This window comes from Tardiphaga sp., assembly GCF_041424195.1.
Classification (GTDB): Bacteria; Pseudomonadota; Alphaproteobacteria; order Rhizobiales; family Xanthobacteraceae; genus Tardiphaga.
The window spans coordinates 1-14801 of record NZ_JBGMOE010000049.1; the positions used below are offsets into that span (position 1 = coordinate 1).

The window sequence follows — 14801 nt, forward strand, 5'->3', positions numbered from 1 at the left end:
AGGCGTGGGAAACTGGCGGTGGAGACACCCCACAGCGCCCACGTCTGACTCTACTTAAAGCCGACACGTTCTCGGAGCTTGAGGCCCCAGTCTCGCAAGGCACTTTCAGCCGAGCTGCGGGTCAGGATGACGCAGGCCGCTTCGTACAGAAGGTTTCGCACCTGATGATCTCCGCGCCTGGAGATGTGCCCATTGTAGTCCACCTGGCCTGATTGGTATCGTCGTGTGGTCAGGCCGAGCCAAGCGCCGACGGATCGCGACGTTCGGAAGTTGGCTGGATCTTCCACGGCCGTCGCAAAGGCGGTGGCAGTGACGACGCCGACGCCTGGGATAGACATCAGCAGCTGGCAGGCCTCGCTCTGACGCGCATCGCCAATCAGGCGCCGCGTAAGTTCGGCGGCGCGCATACGCACGCTACGCCAAGCTTCGAGCAGCGGTAAGATGATGCCCGCCAAGTCCGAGCTATCGCCCAACTTGGCGCGTACGTTTGCGTCGAATGTACTGCCCTTGCCTGCAGGTACGACGAGGCCGAAAGTCTTCATCAGACCGCGGATTTGGTTTGAAATCTCGGTCTTGATCCTGACCAACTTCGTGCGCGCTGCCACCAGCGTTCGGGTCAGCATGCTGTCGAAGCCCTTTACCCGAACCTCACGATAGAAGCCGACTTCGGCCAGATGCGCCAAGCCGTCTGCATCGTTGGCATCGGTCTTGTTGGCGGCCATGTCCAATGCCGCCTTGGCGTGACGCGCATCGACGCAAATAGCTGGCAACCTCTCAGCCTGGAGAGCATGGTAAAACCAGACCGACAAAGGGCCAGTCTCGAAGATAACTCGCTCTGGTTCTTGGGCATGCTTGCGGACAATCCGAGCAATGGCCTCCGGATCTGAGGCGCACTTGCCTCGCCAGACCCGCTCGCCGTTGCGCCGAACCGAGATCGCAGTATCTTTCATCGATACGTCGAGGCCGATATATTCTCCCATGGCTGTTCTCCATCAGATGCTTGGGCCCGGCACCGCGTCGTGAGCCCGTACTTTCATCTTATCGGGGAACAGCCACCCCTTTCCATGCCCAACTGACCAGAGCCGACTCGCTTCCCGCGATTACCCCATGTGGATGCCTCCCTTCGCCCGGCATCGTATGATGCGGACTGGCGCCATGGTGGCGCACGAAGGAGGAGGATATGGCGAACGCACACATGCTGTCGATCGACCTGGCAAAGCGTAGCTTCCAAGTCTGCGCGACCGATCGAGCAGGGTCAAAGCTTATTTCCCGGTGACCTTTACCCCGATGTCGTCCGCCAGATTGACAAGTGCTGCGTAGGTTGTCGCGTCCCTCACGATGTCGACCGACGGCGCGGCACTGCTCAGTGGCGCGGGAGGAAGCCTATCTGCGAACAATATGATCGCTCGCTCGGTGTCATCCTGTCGCGATACCCAACACAAGCCATGAATGTCTGGACACTGGGCATGGATCGCCTCCGCCCACTTCCTCGTCTGCGGATAGAGGTCCTTTTCGGTATCTATGAGGTCCCCGCGTGGAATGCCGAGCTTGCGCAATGCCTTGTTGCTCAGATCGGCGAGTATCAATTCGATCGCCGGAGTGACCTGCGAATAGTGGTGCTTCCTGAGCTTGCGTTTGGCGACGGTCTTGAGACCGGCGCCGAACGGAACATCGTGAAAAACTGTCTCCATGGCGGCGCACTCAAAGGTTGTGCCGCCATAGATCGTGGCTATCGAAGTGCCTGTGGCATCGAAGATCGGGCTGAAGCGGGCATTGCCAATCGGACCCGGATTGAATTGTTCTGCCTTGTAGACGTCGGGATGGATTCGATGAATAACCGCCGTCGTTGCCCAGGCTGCCCGTTTAACCAACGTGTTGAGGTTTGTCGGCGGAGCAGAAATTGTTCGAGGTGCGCTCCCACCGGCAGCAACCGGGGCTCCCGCGACGGGTGACGCGGAAGTCGGGGTGGAAGGGGTTCGTGGAGTGCACGGCTTCGAGGAAATTGTTTTCCCCTTAGCCATGCAGCACACCTGCTATCTCATCTTCGGCCGCAGCGAGTACGCGGTCAGGCGCCCGGGCGAGCAGATCTTTCGGCGCCGCGCCTCCGAGGAAACTGTTCGCTGAGGCAAACCAGATCGCGACGTCCCAGTCATCGAGTTCGTCTCCGAAAACGCTCAGGACGGGCGCTAACCCGGCGATAGGCCGATAGTCGGCATCGGGGTCAAGGGCGTAGCCCGGATAAAAATCGCTGCCGTTACGTCGAAGCGCGAAAATCCGACCCTCGCGCTTCCACCTGTTGGGCTGGGCGCTCGCATTCTGCCCGGAAAACCCGGCGACTTCTGAAAGTTGGGCCGCGCTCAGCCAATCTCCCGACGCCAAAACAGCCGCGCGGGCCTCAGCGTTCATTCGCGCTTCAGTCAAAAGATGCTCGGGGCTCGGCACTTGGGGAACGAGCACGTCGACAAGCCTTTCGATCGTCGCACTCTCCCGGGTCGCGAGCTTCCCAACGATCAGCGGAGCGATCAGGCGGACGGCTTCGGCGAACTCCAACGCGTATCCCTGGTTGGCATTCTCGAGCTTGAGCGCGATAATCTGATCGCCGCGCGCAGCCTTTAACCGCTCACGGACCTCATTGGCGGGTCCGGCCAGCCCTTCGATGCCGGGCATGGCTAGCTCTTTGACGTGTGTAGCGACCATCACCGGCCTCCTGTTGGATATCACAGATATCTATATAGACCGATTACCTTAATAATCAATGGGCGCACGAGAAGCGCGCTTTTGCGGACCCTCAGCGAAGGGCTGTCTCGCACCTGACAGCTTAGAGATCGGATGGCCGAATGGACCGGAGCCTTCTCTCTTGCTTGCGGAAAAGGCCCGAACCGGCCATTCTCCGAGGCAGGAGATGGCCATGCGCTTCCCAAAGTTCGATCTTGAAACTTACAAACGAACGAAGGATTTGTCGGGCGGTCCCATCTACGCGATCGTTGAGGAAGAGATTCCCGAGATCGGAATGATCACCGACGAAAACAGCAATCCCACTCGAGGCGGTCTGATCGGCTATGCCCTCGCCTATGCTATGATGGCCTGCTTTGTCGGGGCGATGTTCTACGTTCTCTAAGACTCATTCGCGCAGCTTGGGGTCCTGGAAGAAGCCGCGATCGTGGTCGCGGTTCACCTCCTGCTCAAGACCGACGGACCCTTGAACCCGCTGCCCCCGCATCGTCTGCGCCGCGGCACGGTCCCCGCTCAGCTCCGCCTTGCCGGCCTCAATGATTGCGGCGGCACCGACATCCCCGCCGCCAACAGGGCCGGCCGGCAAGCGCCCGGGACCATGCGGCCGGTAGGAGGCCCTCACATCCGCTTCGCTCCGGACACTCGGCCGGCTCACGTCAACCAGATGCCCGGCTGAAGCTTCCACTGCGCGAGTAGGTCCCGTCAGACATCGATGCGCCGGTGCCGTTCGAATGTTCGTCCCGCACGCCACTTGAGGATGTGCTGGCGCTGTCGGTGCCGCGAGTTTCGTCGGTTGCATGCCTTAGCGCATCCGTCTGAGACCCCGATTTTGAGACGCTCCCGCCTATGCTGGGAAGGCGACCCGGTACTCCTCCGCGACCGCCCGACCCGCCAGCCGTCTGGCGCCCCGTATTCGACGTCGAATTCGCCCAGCTCACATTGCCATAGGCATAGTTGCCCGTCGTCTGCTCGAGCGCCGCGCGCCTCCGCCGCATTCTGCGCAGGCGCAAAGCATCGACATTGACTGGCCAGCTATCGAAATCGCGCCGCGCGCGAGACCGGCCGCGAGGAAAGGCGTTGCTGAGCTTGGGATAGACCTCCTTACCCCACAGCGGAGCGTTGGCCTCGATCATCGGCGCCCATTGCGCGTCGAGCGCCTGGTAGGCCTGCCGACAGGTGATGATGAAGTTCTGGACCGTGCCGTCGCCCTGCCGCTCCAGCCATTCCTGCGAGCGCGCTTTCGAGCCCGGCCCGATCGCAGCCCAAAGATCGGGTGCCTTCGCGAGGTTGGTGCGCGACTTCTGATAGAGCATCACGTCGCCGAACACGCAGTTCTTGAAGTGGTTTTCGAGGTTGGTTGAGAACTCCGCATCCCGCACGACGAAATTGCGCGTCGCATCGCTTATACGATCGAGCCCATCAGGCAGTGGATTTTCCGTCAATCTGGATGAACGCCTCACACGGTGAACAGCACCGACATCCAGCGCGGCAAGGTCCTGCTCAACATTCAGATCGCTCCCGCTCTGCACGACCATCGCCTTCCTCTCCGCGCTTCATCCCGTTCAGGATTGCAGCTGTCATCAGCGATCTTGCAGTTTGGGTGAAAGAATGTATGTGAGATGCCGTAAGAGCCGTATTTTGGTCATCGTCATGCAGCCGATTGCAACCCAGATTATAGATCGCTTGGAAGGGGGCGAGACATTGAGTCGCGCGGATTTTGCGCTCGATGTCGACTATGATTCGGTCGGACGCGCTCTGCGGCAGCTAGTCGCGGACAAGAAGGTCGTGCGGGTCGGGCGTGGGCGATATCGCAAGGCGAGCGCGAGCACGCGCGGTTCCTCGCTTGGTACGATCGCTGAAGCGATCGAGAAGAAGGTGCGCCGCTCGAAGCGCAACGTCTTCCTGCGCGGGGATTTCGCTGACCTTGGAAGCTATGATGCGGTGGGCAGGGCCCTTCGTCAAAAGGCCAGGGACGGCAAGCTCGTCCAGATCGGCTACGGTCTCTACGCCAAGGCGGAGCCATCGCCGTTCACTGGCAAGCCGGCGCCGGTCGTTGGAATCAAGCGCCTCGCGACGGAGGCATTGGGCAGGCTCGGCAAGGCGGTGTCCTCGTCGAGCTTCGAGAAGGCCTATAATGGCGGTCGCTCGACGCAGGTGCCGACGGGCCGCATCATAACGGTCAAGGATCGGGTCCGTCGGCGCATCGGATATGACGGCAATTATGTCATTCTCGAACGCACCCGATGAAGATCGGCTCGGCCGGGTCGCGGGTGCTCTGGCGGTCGATGAAGCCTTTGTCGAAAAAGACTGGTTCGTCACCCAGGCGATAGGGCGCTTGGCCGAGCTGACGACCGAAGACTTTACACCGGCCTTCTCCGGCGGCAGGCCGCTTTCCGCGATCCAGTCGAGAACGATGCCCAGGCGCCGCGAGCGCAGCAGGTCGAGAAAATTGCCTTTGCCGATATGCGCAAGCTTCATCTCCCTGGTGCTGGGCTGCAGTTTGAGAGCAGCGCGCAAAGGCGCGATGTCGATCACTTTGCGCGCACCTCGATGGGCGACGCCGGCGAGGACGAAACATCCCGGCTCGGCGACGTTCAGACCGTCGGCCGTGACATGCAAACGGCGGATGTTGTTCGTCTCGTCATAATAGAGCGTGTAGGCCGCGTCGGCGCGATGCAGTCCATGGAGCCGGACGTCGAGTTGGCGCAGATCTTCGATATCCATGTCCCGGCCTGCCTGGCGTCTTCCTCAAATATCAGCGGCTGGTGATCCTGAGGCCGAGAACCGGATGCTCTTGGCAGCGGGCGGCTCCGCTGGCCCGGCGCGTCTTTCGTGCCATTTCCGCATATCGGCGCGCCATCGAGCGAGATCTCCGGGCAGGTCGACCGCTCGGCCGCACGATATTCGTCCGTGGTACGCTGCTCGTAATATTTGACGCTGAAATCGGCCATTTTGGTCTCCGGGGGCATGGCGGGGGCCGCTTGCATTAGTGCCAACTGTGTCACTTTACCTCGCGCCGGGTAAAGTGACGTAGATGGCAAACTTACGACCCATCGGGCTTGCGGTTCGATATCCGTATGATGTTCACGAAGGCGACGACGATGCCGACGGCCATCACGATGAGCAGGCCCCAAGGGGCGGTGCCGGCGAACCTGTCGATGAGCCAGCCCAGAAGGGCGCCGCCACCAATGCCCCCGAGGAGCTCCGCCAGCACACGATTGCCAAGGCTGTAGTTGGCATCGGTGCCGGTAGCGGCAGGGCAGGTTCGCTCCTCCTCGGTCGAATGAGCCGCATCGAGCCGATCCTTGAGCTCGTCCAGCCGAGGATCCTCGCCAACAATTTCGGGGTCTGATTGATTATTGCTCACAGGGCCGGTCTAACATGGTGTGAGGACGACATAAATGTCGGGCTCGGGTAAAGTGACACGGATGGCAAAAGCACCGTCCGTCGTTTCCATGAGCATTTGGGGGATTCACAAGAGTCCGGCTTTGTGCTTGATTCGTTCCATGATCCAGCAGGACCTCTTTGCGTCGGCGGCATCCCAGCGGACGGCAGGCATGCCCGACATCGTTCGCATCATCGCGGAGCATTCCGCGCGGCCGCGCTACACCTTCATGGTGCTCGACCTCATCGCGCGGGTTGCCCGCGCGAACGGGCAGGCGGGACCGCTCGTTCGCGCGGGCGAGGCGCTCGTGCCGATCCGCGAATGGCTGGCCGCGACGATCGCACCGAGCGGCGCGCGCCATCATCAGCGCCGCGCAACCGCAGACAAGGTCCGCGCTGCGCTCGCGGTCAGGGGTGAGCTTCCGGGAAACCCGGCCGAAGCCGATCGCCTGGTCGAAGCGGAAGTCAGCGAACGTGCGCGTGAAACCGGCATGACGGCGATCAGCCGAGCCGTATCGGAGCTGGTGAAGGCCGGCCTCATCACGCGGCACTACCAGGGCTTCTTCGTGGATCATGAAAATCGCGGCGCCCAGCGCCACGCGGTCTACACCGTGACGGATGCGGTGCGGGCGGCGCTCCACCCGGGCTTGGCCATCAGCGAGAACCGGCGGCAACCCTATGTCCGCGGCGCGCATGGGCAACCGCGGGCAACGGCAGCCCGCGCCTCCGGCTAGATATCCTGCGCGTGCTGCGGGAGCGCGCGCTTTTCCTGGCGCTCCCAGGTTTCGATCAGGAACAAGGCCAGCGAGCTGGCCGCGTTGATCGCCAGACGCGCGATGCGTGGATCGATCCGCCGGAAACCCTTTTCGCGCCCATGAGCATCACCGCCATGCGTTCGTAGCGCGCCTATGCCCTTTGCGACCGACGTCAGACCGCTCAGGATCTGGCGGATATCGCCCTCGATTGCAGGAGGCAGGTCGGTGCGGCCCGGAGAAAGGTTCAATGGTTCCTGGATAGCGCGGATAAGGCCGTCGATGTCCTTCTTCGCTGGCAAGGGCAGTCCGAGCTCGATCAGGATGGAGCGGCAGACTGCCTCGATGAGCGAGCAGGCGGCGGTGACCGCATCCTCCGGGTCGTCCTGAAGATTGGGGAGCGCGCGTGCGATCTCCATCTGCACGGTGTCGAAGTCGAGCGTCGCGACTTTCTGGATAAAGGGTTCGACGATCGTCCCGGAACTCTGGCGTCTGGTCAGGACAGCCTTGCCGCCCACGACGACCACTGCCAGTTCGTCGGCGCCGAGCGCCCTGTTCAAATGCTCGCGCACGGCGACCGCCTTGTCCGGCTCCGCGAGATACTCGCGCGGATCGCAGACCTTCTCGATGATGCGGGTGATATAAAGGTCGCCTTGGCCATCGTAATGATTGGCAGTCTGGCGCAGGAAATCCGTCGTCGCCGGCACGCGGGAATTCGCGCCAATCCGCATGTCGAGGCCGCAATCGAGGAAGAATTGCTCGATCTTCGGCCCGGAGCGATAGATCCCGATCGCCGGGCTGTTGTCGTTGCCGGCGCCGCCGGTGATCATGTCGACCAGCGCCTTGATGACGAAGGGAGAGAATTTGCCGTTCATGGCTTGGATGCCAAGCGCGTCAAGCCTGACGCCCTCTGGCAACCTTCAATCTTCACTGCCGACATGCTCTGCCTCGTCGGTCAGTGATGCCGTCAAAATTCGAAGCGTAATCGCCTGCGCATCCGCGACCAGATGCCTGTTCTTCTCTCGGTAGAGCAGCTGCCCGATCACCGTCTCAACAGCTTTCGGGTTGACCCTCTCCACGACTTCCAACGCCTTGCGGCAGCGGTCGTGACCGCATTCGCGCAATGCCGACACGACATAGTGGTCACCATGGTGCTCGGCGATGGCAGCCAGGTCGAACATGTCGCGTGGCTGCAGGTTCCAGCCTCGGAAATACACCTTCTTAGCTGCAATCTCGGCCGGAGTTTCAAGGTCGACCGTCCGCCCCCTTACATCGTGACGTTCACTGGGAACATCGAGGATGGCGGATGAGCAAATAAAGTCGATCTCACCCAGTTCGTCATAGGCCAGTTTGAGCGCCTGCGTTCCGTCGCTCTTATATTCGTCCGGCCGACGGGTCATCGCGAAATCCTGGACCTCGGGATTGAGGAAGGGCAGGATTTGCGGGTCATCGAGGAAGATATCGATGTCGTGGCTTTCACGATGATCGATCTGAAGCATGAGCGCCGTCCCGCCACCGAAGCTCCAGGAGGGCATGAAGCCGACACTCTTCTCGAATTGGCCGAAGATTTCCATCGCGAGATCGAACAGGACCGGCCACTGGCTTGGGCCCCGCTCGACCATGCGTTTACGCCGCCAGCGGGAGCGCGTAGCCCGACAGGTGGGAGAACTGGCCCGCGACCGCGCAGACCTTGTCGGCATCGGCACCCATTTCCTCGACGAACTGCAGCTGCAGAGCCGGGCTTACTTCCGAGAAGAAGGAGAACACGGGCGCGTTGAAGTCGCTCGCGCTCTTGGGGTCGGCGATCAGTGCAGCGAGTTGATGCGCGGAAAGGTTCGCCCCATAAGGAGCGTTCACCGTCGCCAACACCAAGCTTGCTGCCTTTGCCATTTCTAACCTGTACCATGATCTCGTGGATCGTTCAGCGCATATAGCGCTTCGGCGTTATCAAAACAAGAACGCCGCCAATCTGCCATCCGGCTAAGCGGATTGTAGCGGGACCGGCTCTTGGGGCGGGGCAGGCTTCGGATGAAGCCGTTGTTCCAAGGCCAGTTCGTTCTGTGGACGCGCTCGATCGCCTCCGCAACACCATTACGAACCGCGACCTCGCACACCTGAAGTGGTACGATCAACGCTCCGGAAAGATCGAGATTCCATTCGTGGAGCGCGAGTGCTTTCTCCCGGTCATTGCCCATCGCCTGCTGATAGGTGGCGAAGCGAGGCGAAGAGATAACGAGGGGCAGTCATGTATCTCGTTCTGCGAAAAGGGCAATTTGGGCGTCCTGTCGGAGGCTATTTACGATCCCGTCAACAGCTCTATGTAAAGGTGGTCGGCTTTGAGAACGCGGGCTCACGCCCCCCTCATTGCTTAAGGATATCAAAAGCCCGCCGAAAGGTGGGCCTTTTTCCGTCGATCGCGGGACGGCAATCATCCCATGAAGGCAGCGTCGTCTTGCAATTCAGGTGCGCCCGCGTATATACGAACGCATTACATTGAGGATTGTGTCGTGGCCGCTGCAAGCGCGAAGAAGGAAACCCCGGTGTCGATGCGTTTTCGCAACGACGATCTTGCGATCATCGATCGCGGAGCGGCGATGCGCGGGCTATCTCGGACAGAGTTCGTGCGTCGAGCGGCTTTGCATGATGCCCAGGTGGCCATGCTCAGGGAAAGCGTTGTGCGGATTTCGGATGAAACCTACACTGACTTCCTTGCCGCGATCGAAGGGCCCGTGACCCCGCTGCCGCCCAAGGCGCAGGAACGCCTGCAGCGCAAGGCGCCCTGGGCCTGATCCAAGGTGAGCCTTTCTACTGTCGAACCGCTGCGCGACACTCATTTGCTCGACGAGTTCGCCTGCGGCAAGCCGGCGTTGGATGAGTGGCTCAAGTCCTATGCCAAAGCCAATCAGCGAAACGACTTCACGCGCGTGATGGTGGTGCACGAAGACAATCGCGTTGTCGGCTATTATGGGCTTGCGCCGAGCGCATTGGATGCTGCGGGCGCGCCGCGCCGTATCCGGACCGGGCGGCTGCCTGACCCGATACCGTGTCTGCTGATCGGCCAGCTCGCTATCGACCATCGCTATCATGGCCAAGGTATGGGTTCAGCGCTGGTGACGGACGCTCTGCGGCGATGCCTGGCCGGCGCCGAGATCATCGGCGGGCGTGCGGTCGTCGTTCGGGCGATCGACGCGGAAGCCGAACAGTTTTGGCAGAGCTGGGGCTTCACCCCGGCGCGCGACGACCCATCCGTGCTGATGCGGTCGATCGCCGATATTCGCGCAACGCTATCGCCTGCGCACTAACCGAAAAGCGCTGAAACGCGCCCTCCCCGCGCGATTTTCTCACTTACCATAATGAGAGGTTATGGTAAGTATATTGCCGCAATCACGGCGGGGAAGGGGTAAATTCTGCGAATGAGGAAAGTGCAGCAATCACGCGGCACATTTGTACCGCGCTTTGTGCCGCAGGCACCGTGTGCTACGCGGCCGCTGGCGTCAGTCGGCCCCAAGCTCGGGAACCTCGAACAGTTCGACTTGCTCGAGCACGACCATGCGAACGCCGTCATCCTCGTCGAGCGTCAGGCGCCGAACGCTACCTTCATAGGCGATCCAGGCACCGTCATGACCGCTGGTCGTGCGCACATAGCCAACCGCAACATGACCGCCGGCCTCGACCTTCTGGACGATTGGCAACAGCCATCCGAAGCGCAAGGGATCGGCTCGGGCCGTGATCGGCGACACGCGCGCCACTTTCTCGCAGAGCCAGCCCATTGCGATCGCCAGCCCGAGGAAAAACAGCAGTTCCAGTTCGATCGCGAGCGAGGACAGTCCCTGCGACGCGTGGCCGCTGAGCAGCGCCTTATAGGGGTTGGGTTCGTAGGACAACGTGATGAGAGGTTTCCAGGTCGCGATCAGCTCGTTGAGCGCGAAGATGTCGGCGCCAAGGACATGCGCCCCGAGCGCCAGCGCCACGACCAGGAAGATGGTCAGATTGGAGTTCGGCCGATCCGGCCGCGGCGAGACGAAATCGCGCGCCTCCCCTATGCGAAGTCAGAAATAGCCGGCGAAGCCCGGCAGCAGCAAAACCAGCGCGCCGAGCAGCGCATAGCCGAATGTCATGACGGCTCAGGCCGTCTTGGCGGTTTTCTCGGCCTTCGCGGCGCGAATCTTCTCGCGGTCGATGACATAGACGCCATTGCGCTGGACAGCCGCCTCGCGCGCCTTCCGCCAGCTCCCGAAGGTTTCATGAACCTCACGGCCCAGTTTCAACGCTTGTGCCGAGTTGAGCTGCATCACATCCTCCAGCCAGACATATAGCGAACAATGACCGAAAATTCCGCAAGATCCTCCGAGAGCGAGATCATCATCGTCAAGACCGCGGGAACGACGCTCCCACGGCGTTCGCGCAAGGCGGATGCAGAAAGTATCGACATGCGGCTGCTCCGCACGATCAGCGGTATCGTTCCAGCCGATCTGCCGCCGATCAGCCGGCTCGGGCTCGAAACCACGCTGGCGGCCATGGCTGACGCATCGAAAGCGGCGATCGCCGCCGATCTCGACTGCTGGCGCGACTGGTGCAGCGAGGAAGGCCGCACACCCTTGCCGGCCGATCCCGAGGATATGGTGCGCTATTTGAACGCGCTCGACGCCAGGGGCAAGAAGCCCGCCACATTGGCCCGGCGCATCGCGAGCCTCGGCGCGGTCCACCGCATGGTGGGATTGGCCGGCGACACCGCGCCGACCGACGCGCCGATCGTGCGGGCGGCGCTCAAGGCCGTCCGTCGGCGCCGAGGCGCAAGACAGCGCCAGGCCGCCCCCTTGCGGCTGGGAAAGGCGCTCGATCCCCATCTCGCCAAGGGGTTCACCCTGGCGGCGCTGCTCGACGCCTGTGGCGGCGATTTGCAGGGGCTGCGCGACGCCGCCCTGCTCTCGCTCGGCTATGATGCGGGCTTGCGGGTCAGCGAACTCTCTGGGGTGGAAGATCTGCATATCGATCCCCAGGAGGATGGCTCGGCGACGCTGTTCATCCCCTTCTCCAAGACCGACCAGGAGCAGGAGGGCGCCTGGGCATGGCTATCGGCCGAAACCATGCGACGGGTTCGCGCTTGGGAGGACGCCAGCGGTATCGAGGAGGGACCGCTTTTCCGGAGGGTCGGTGTCGATCGCAGGCGGGCGCGCCAGTCGGAACCGGAGGCCGCGCTGGCGCGAACAACCTATACCATAGGGACGGCACCGCTGACCCGGCAGGGTGTCAACGGGATCTATCGCCGCGTGGCCTATGCTGCCTATGAGTTGGGGCTGGTGACCTTGCCCGCAGGCAAGCTGGACGACGCGGTGAAAGCCCTGTCGACCCATTCGCTGCGCGTCGGTCTGACCCAGGATCTGTTCGCGGCTGGGGAAGATGGCACCAGCATTGCCCAGGCACTTCGTTGGAGCTCGCCAACGACGGCCCTGCGATACGGCAGGAAACTCGCCGTGCGCAGCAACGTCGCCGCCCGCGTTCTATCACGCGTCCGCGGTTGATGATAACTGCCGACGATCTCGCGGTCAGACCGCTGAATGTTCGCGCGTCAGTTCGGGAAAAGGATCGCGGTGTAGTCCTGGGCGCCGTGGAGGATGTGGACGATCACGACCTTCTCCGGCTCCACGCGATAAAAAATCAGATAGTTGCCATGTCCGCGCCGTCGCACGCCCGATGCTTCGTAGCGAGGCACCAGCGGGAAGCGTTCCGGCATATCGGCAAGCGCGAGACATTTGCCGCGCAATTCCTGGAGGAAGCTAAGGGCGCGTGCCTGGCTGTCCAGCGCGATATAGTCAGCGATGCGCTCAAGATCCTGCTCGGCTTCCTCCGACAGATGGACGATCATTCGCCCGTCGCACGATATTTCGCCTCAAGCCGGTCAAAAACACTTTCCGCAGGCGCGGTACGGCCCGCGTCGGCATCGGCCAGCCCGCGGGCGATCGACGCATCCAGCGCCGCGAGCCTGGTTTCCCGGTCTTGAATGAGCCGCACCCCTTCGCGCAGCACCTCGCTTTTTGAATTGTAACGCCCCGTTTCAACGAGGTGGGCGACGAAGCGCTCGAGCTGTTGCCCAAGATCGGCGCTGATCATAGTCGAGTCTCCTTGACCAGCGGATAGCACCTTATCAACTGTTGATAAAGCAGGAGCTTGCGGCAACCCAGGGATCGACAAGCGCAGCCCCTTCCCCCGCATCTCTCTCAGACCTTCGTCGCCAATTGCTTACGCAGCTCGTGAGCCTCGGCGGTATATTCGATCGTCAGTAGCCGATGCACAGAAGCGATCTGCGGATTGTTTGCGGCTTCGGCCGCCGCTTCCTCCCGGCGCGCCCGTTCCTCATAATAGCTCAGGCTGTCCACGTGTCTCGCAAACAAGAATCCCTCTTCAATTCTGAGGATAGTTCGCGCGGAGGTATTCATTCGCGGCCTCGTCCGTGGCGAACGTGCCTACCGTCATCATATCTTCGTCGGGCCGTTGCGGCATCTTCAGAAGCAGAATTTGCCCGTCCTGAAAGCTTACAACCGGCCGTTCGCGGAAGCGCAGCCAATCGGCTTGTTTGGCTTCGGCCAGCGCGCAAGCCGCGTCGTAGTCGTCGGCCATGCCGAGATGCGTAGACCGATCCCAAGCCCCACCGTTCAAGCATCTAACGTCGATACGGCCGTCGGCCATCGACACCCCGAATGGGTGATCCCACCATGCGTCTAGTTGGGCCTTGCTGCGCTGCTCGTTCGGCGTGGAGTCGAAGAACTTCGGCAGCTTGGGGTCGAGCGGAATCCGGTTTTTCATACCCACCCGTTACAGCATGGGAGCAGCACTAATAAAGCTCTGCGGAGCACGCGGTCAGCCGGTCGTTCGGCTGGCTCGTGTCCGATAGCGCTTGCACATATAGTCGCGGTCATCAATCCCGATGGCCGAGCACGCCTACTGTCCGCGCGGATTAATAGCTGTAGAGCGCGATCATATGGTCGCGAAATCGCGTAGCCTCCGGCGGCAAATCCCGAAACCAGTAGCGACGGAGGCCCGCCGGAAGCCAGTGCATGGGTACGGTCGCGAATCCAAAGGCGAGTGACATCGACAGCAGCATGAAGGTAAGCATCACGCCAACACGCAACAAGCGGCCTCCCGCGGTCGGCGGATAATCGGGAAGCCAAATGAGGAAACCGACCACCGCCAAAAGGACAAGGGCACTTTTAAAACAAAGGCGGCGCCAGGCATCGATGCGATGCTCGAAGCTCACTAGGTAAGCCTCGCTATCCGCGCGCCCTTGCACGCTCTCAAGATAGGCCCGATTTGCATCGGGCCGGGTCCAAGCAGCCTGAAACCGAGCGGTGATCGCCGCACACTGGTCAGCGGGTCGGGGGTTCTTGCGCCAAAAGACAAAGCCCAGAAGCTCTTTACGGTGCGCCAGAAGCTTTGGGTACGGCCAATAGATTTCATGCCAGTAACGAAGATCGGATTTGCCGTGCGCGATCAGCCACTCGTAAATCGGTGGGGGAGGCTGTGGCAGCGGCCCATAGTCCTCGACACGTTCTTGGGTGCAGTAGAAAATGAGGTAAAGGAAGGCTCCGATGAACAGCAGCTTGGCGGCCAGGATCGGTACTGCGACGGCGAAGATACCAAGAAGCGTACGCCACAGCAGAGGGTCGAGCCAGCACGCGATCTGCGCGACCAGAATAGTCATGCTGAGAGCAAGCAGGATCAAAGCAAGCCAGAACACCGCGCGGTGAAGATTGTGCGGACGATAGCGGGCACGTTGCAGCGCGAGGATCGCTGCATCGATCTGCCGCGCGCCCTCCACCGCGTCGTCCGGCGCCAGATAGACAGCCAATGTTTTGTAGGCGTTCGGTCGTTTGGTCATTTCTGTCAACACCGGGATAAAAACGGGCCAGGCACCGGTTTAAAAAGGGGCCAGTT

The 14801-nt window shown here is 61.5% G+C and carries 22 protein-coding genes; 5 read left to right on the top strand and 17 right to left on the bottom strand.

Going from position 1 to position 14801, the window contains the following annotated elements:
- Positions 1-50: 50 nt before the first annotated feature.
- The 3 genes from ACEK02_RS07885 to ACEK02_RS07895 all read right to left on the bottom strand — a co-directional run bounded on the left by ACEK02_RS07885 (position 51) and on the right by ACEK02_RS07895 (position 2667).
- Complete coding sequence (locus ACEK02_RS07885; protein WP_371421234.1) at positions 51-980, bottom strand: IS110 family transposase; 930 nt, start codon at positions 978-980, stop codon at positions 51-53.
- 282 nt (positions 981-1262) lie between these two features.
- Positions 1263-2021, bottom strand: a complete 759-nt coding sequence (locus tag ACEK02_RS07890) for an RES family NAD+ phosphorylase (RefSeq protein WP_371421235.1) — start codon at positions 2019-2021, stop codon at positions 1263-1265.
- Positions 2014-2667 carry a hypothetical protein gene (locus ACEK02_RS07895; protein ID WP_371421236.1) on the bottom strand — a complete coding sequence of 218 codons (654 nt, stop codon included), beginning with the start codon at positions 2665-2667 and terminating at the stop codon, positions 2014-2016. The genes ACEK02_RS07890 and ACEK02_RS07895 overlap by 8 nt, the downstream gene beginning before the upstream one ends.
- Before the next feature lie 241 nt (positions 2668-2908).
- On the opposite strand from ACEK02_RS07895, the gene ACEK02_RS07900 reads away from it, so the two are divergent.
- Positions 2909-3118, top strand: a complete 210-nt coding sequence (locus tag ACEK02_RS07900) for a hypothetical protein (protein ID WP_371421237.1) — start codon at positions 2909-2911, stop codon at positions 3116-3118.
- A gap of 271 nt (positions 3119-3389) precedes the next feature.
- Here ACEK02_RS07900 and ACEK02_RS07905 read toward each other — a convergent pair whose 3' ends face one another.
- The 3 genes from ACEK02_RS07905 to ACEK02_RS07915 all read right to left on the bottom strand — a co-directional run bounded on the left by ACEK02_RS07905 (position 3390) and on the right by ACEK02_RS07915 (position 6100).
- On the bottom strand, positions 3390-4268 hold the full coding sequence (locus ACEK02_RS07905; protein ID WP_371421238.1) for a conjugal transfer protein TraG N-terminal domain-containing protein: 879 nt from the start codon (positions 4266-4268) through the stop codon (positions 3390-3392).
- A gap of 229 nt (positions 4269-4497) precedes the next feature.
- Complete coding sequence (locus ACEK02_RS07910) at positions 4498-5457, bottom strand: hypothetical protein (protein WP_371421239.1); 960 nt, start codon at positions 5455-5457, stop codon at positions 4498-4500.
- A gap of 319 nt (positions 5458-5776) precedes the next feature.
- Positions 5777-6100, bottom strand: a complete 324-nt coding sequence (locus ACEK02_RS07915) for an AtpZ/AtpI family protein (protein WP_371421240.1) — start codon at positions 6098-6100, stop codon at positions 5777-5779.
- A gap of 139 nt (positions 6101-6239) precedes the next feature.
- Between ACEK02_RS07915 and ACEK02_RS07920 the strand changes: the two genes are divergently transcribed.
- The gene (locus ACEK02_RS07920; protein WP_371421241.1) at positions 6240-6851 is read left to right on the top strand and encodes a hypothetical protein; all 612 of its coding nucleotides are present in this window, start codon (positions 6240-6242) and stop codon (positions 6849-6851) included.
- Here the strand turns inward: ACEK02_RS07920 and ACEK02_RS07925 are convergent.
- From ACEK02_RS07925 to ACEK02_RS07940, 4 genes are read right to left on the bottom strand one after another with little or no spacing between them, the layout of a single operon-like run.
- Positions 6848-7744, bottom strand: a complete 897-nt coding sequence (locus ACEK02_RS07925) for an abortive infection family protein (protein WP_371421242.1) — start codon at positions 7742-7744, stop codon at positions 6848-6850. The two genes, ACEK02_RS07920 and ACEK02_RS07925, sit on opposite strands and share 4 nt — an antisense overlap.
- Before the next feature lie 45 nt (positions 7745-7789).
- Positions 7790-8491, bottom strand: a complete 702-nt coding sequence (locus ACEK02_RS07930) for a nucleotidyl transferase AbiEii/AbiGii toxin family protein (protein ID WP_371421243.1) — start codon at positions 8489-8491, stop codon at positions 7790-7792.
- 4 nt (positions 8492-8495) lie between these two features.
- On the bottom strand, positions 8496-8759 hold the full coding sequence (locus ACEK02_RS07935; RefSeq protein ID WP_371421244.1) for a hypothetical protein: 264 nt from the start codon (positions 8757-8759) through the stop codon (positions 8496-8498).
- A 2-nt stretch (positions 8760-8761) separates the two neighbouring features.
- The gene (locus tag ACEK02_RS07940) at positions 8762-9064 is read right to left on the bottom strand and encodes a hypothetical protein (RefSeq protein ID WP_371421245.1); all 303 of its coding nucleotides are present in this window, start codon (positions 9062-9064) and stop codon (positions 8762-8764) included.
- Positions 9065-9376: 312 nt separating this feature from the next.
- Here ACEK02_RS07940 and ACEK02_RS07945 point away from each other — a divergent pair, with 312 nt between their 5' ends.
- Positions 9377-9658 (top strand): DUF1778 domain-containing protein, encoded by a 282-nt coding sequence (locus ACEK02_RS07945; RefSeq protein WP_371421246.1) that lies wholly within the window; start codon positions 9377-9379, stop codon positions 9656-9658.
- Positions 9659-9664: 6 nt separating this feature from the next.
- On the top strand, positions 9665-10171 hold the full coding sequence (locus ACEK02_RS07950; protein WP_371421247.1) for a GNAT family N-acetyltransferase: 507 nt from the start codon (positions 9665-9667) through the stop codon (positions 10169-10171).
- 192 nt (positions 10172-10363) lie between these two features.
- On the opposite strand, the gene ACEK02_RS07955 is transcribed toward ACEK02_RS07950, so the two are convergent.
- Both ACEK02_RS07955 and ACEK02_RS07960 read right to left on the bottom strand, forming a co-directional pair.
- A complete protein-coding gene (locus ACEK02_RS07955; RefSeq protein ID WP_371421248.1) occupies positions 10364-10840 on the bottom strand; it encodes a hypothetical protein in 477 nt (158 codons plus the stop codon).
- A gap of 153 nt (positions 10841-10993) precedes the next feature.
- The gene (locus tag ACEK02_RS07960) at positions 10994-11161 is read right to left on the bottom strand and encodes a hypothetical protein (RefSeq protein ID WP_371421249.1); all 168 of its coding nucleotides are present in this window, start codon (positions 11159-11161) and stop codon (positions 10994-10996) included.
- A gap of 30 nt (positions 11162-11191) precedes the next feature.
- Here ACEK02_RS07960 and ACEK02_RS07965 point away from each other — a divergent pair, with 30 nt between their 5' ends.
- On the top strand, positions 11192-12391 hold the full coding sequence (locus ACEK02_RS07965; protein WP_371421250.1) for a tyrosine-type recombinase/integrase: 1200 nt from the start codon (positions 11192-11194) through the stop codon (positions 12389-12391).
- Between the two features lie 47 nt (positions 12392-12438).
- On the opposite strand, the gene ACEK02_RS07970 is transcribed toward ACEK02_RS07965, so the two are convergent.
- From ACEK02_RS07970 to ACEK02_RS07990, 5 genes are all read right to left on the bottom strand, one after another.
- A complete protein-coding gene (locus ACEK02_RS07970; protein WP_371421251.1) occupies positions 12439-12735 on the bottom strand; it encodes a type II toxin-antitoxin system RelE/ParE family toxin in 297 nt (98 codons plus the stop codon).
- Positions 12732-12980 (bottom strand): type II toxin-antitoxin system ParD family antitoxin, encoded by a 249-nt coding sequence (locus tag ACEK02_RS07975; RefSeq protein ID WP_126066473.1) that lies wholly within the window; start codon positions 12978-12980, stop codon positions 12732-12734. The genes ACEK02_RS07970 and ACEK02_RS07975 overlap by 4 nt, the downstream gene beginning before the upstream one ends.
- Positions 12981-13087: 107 nt before the next feature.
- Entirely contained in the window at positions 13088-13246 is a 159-nt protein-coding gene (locus ACEK02_RS07980) for a hypothetical protein (protein ID WP_371421252.1), read from the bottom strand.
- 25 nt (positions 13247-13271) lie between these two features.
- Entirely contained in the window at positions 13272-13673 is a 402-nt protein-coding gene (locus ACEK02_RS07985) for a hypothetical protein (protein ID WP_371421253.1), read from the bottom strand.
- Positions 13674-13824: 151 nt separating this feature from the next.
- The gene (locus ACEK02_RS07990) at positions 13825-14745 is read right to left on the bottom strand and encodes a hypothetical protein (RefSeq protein ID WP_371421254.1); all 921 of its coding nucleotides are present in this window, start codon (positions 14743-14745) and stop codon (positions 13825-13827) included.
- Positions 14746-14801: the final 56 nt, after the last annotated feature.

Excerpts from the sequence above, each read along its gene's own strand:
- ACEK02_RS07885 (WP_371421234.1), bottom strand. The coding sequence starts at position 980 with ATGGGAGAATATATCGGCCTCGACGTATCGATGAAAGATACTGCGATC.
- ACEK02_RS07890 (WP_371421235.1), bottom strand. The coding sequence starts at position 2,021 with ATGGCTAAGGGGAAAACAATTTCCTCGAAGCCGTGCACTCCACGAACC.
- ACEK02_RS07895 (WP_371421236.1), bottom strand. The coding sequence starts at position 2,667 with ATGCCCGGCATCGAAGGGCTGGCCGGACCCGCCAATGAGGTCCGTGAG.
- ACEK02_RS07900 (WP_371421237.1), top strand. The coding sequence starts at position 2,909 with ATGCGCTTCCCAAAGTTCGATCTTGAAACTTACAAACGAACGAAGGAT.
- ACEK02_RS07905 (WP_371421238.1), bottom strand. The coding sequence starts at position 4,268 with ATGGTCGTGCAGAGCGGGAGCGATCTGAATGTTGAGCAGGACCTTGCC.
- ACEK02_RS07910 (WP_371421239.1), bottom strand. The coding sequence starts at position 5,457 with ATGGATATCGAAGATCTGCGCCAACTCGACGTCCGGCTCCATGGACTG.
- ACEK02_RS07920 (WP_371421241.1), top strand. The coding sequence starts at position 6,240 with ATGATCCAGCAGGACCTCTTTGCGTCGGCGGCATCCCAGCGGACGGCA.
- ACEK02_RS07925 (WP_371421242.1), bottom strand. The coding sequence starts at position 7,744 with ATGAACGGCAAATTCTCTCCCTTCGTCATCAAGGCGCTGGTCGACATG.
- ACEK02_RS07930 (WP_371421243.1), bottom strand. The coding sequence starts at position 8,491 with ATGGTCGAGCGGGGCCCAAGCCAGTGGCCGGTCCTGTTCGATCTCGCG.
- ACEK02_RS07935 (WP_371421244.1), bottom strand. The coding sequence starts at position 8,759 with ATGGCAAAGGCAGCAAGCTTGGTGTTGGCGACGGTGAACGCTCCTTAT.
- ACEK02_RS07940 (WP_371421245.1), bottom strand. The coding sequence starts at position 9,064 with ATGGGCAATGACCGGGAGAAAGCACTCGCGCTCCACGAATGGAATCTC.
- ACEK02_RS07960 (WP_371421249.1), bottom strand. The coding sequence starts at position 11,161 with ATGCAGCTCAACTCGGCACAAGCGTTGAAACTGGGCCGTGAGGTTCAT.
- ACEK02_RS07965 (WP_371421250.1), top strand. The coding sequence starts at position 11,192 with ATGACCGAAAATTCCGCAAGATCCTCCGAGAGCGAGATCATCATCGTC.
- ACEK02_RS07970 (WP_371421251.1), bottom strand. The coding sequence starts at position 12,735 with ATGATCGTCCATCTGTCGGAGGAAGCCGAGCAGGATCTTGAGCGCATC.
- ACEK02_RS07975 (WP_126066473.1), bottom strand. The coding sequence starts at position 12,980 with ATGATCAGCGCCGATCTTGGGCAACAGCTCGAGCGCTTCGTCGCCCAC.
- ACEK02_RS07985 (WP_371421253.1), bottom strand. The coding sequence starts at position 13,673 with ATGAAAAACCGGATTCCGCTCGACCCCAAGCTGCCGAAGTTCTTCGAC.
- ACEK02_RS07990 (WP_371421254.1), bottom strand. The coding sequence starts at position 14,745 with ATGACCAAACGACCGAACGCCTACAAAACATTGGCTGTCTATCTGGCG.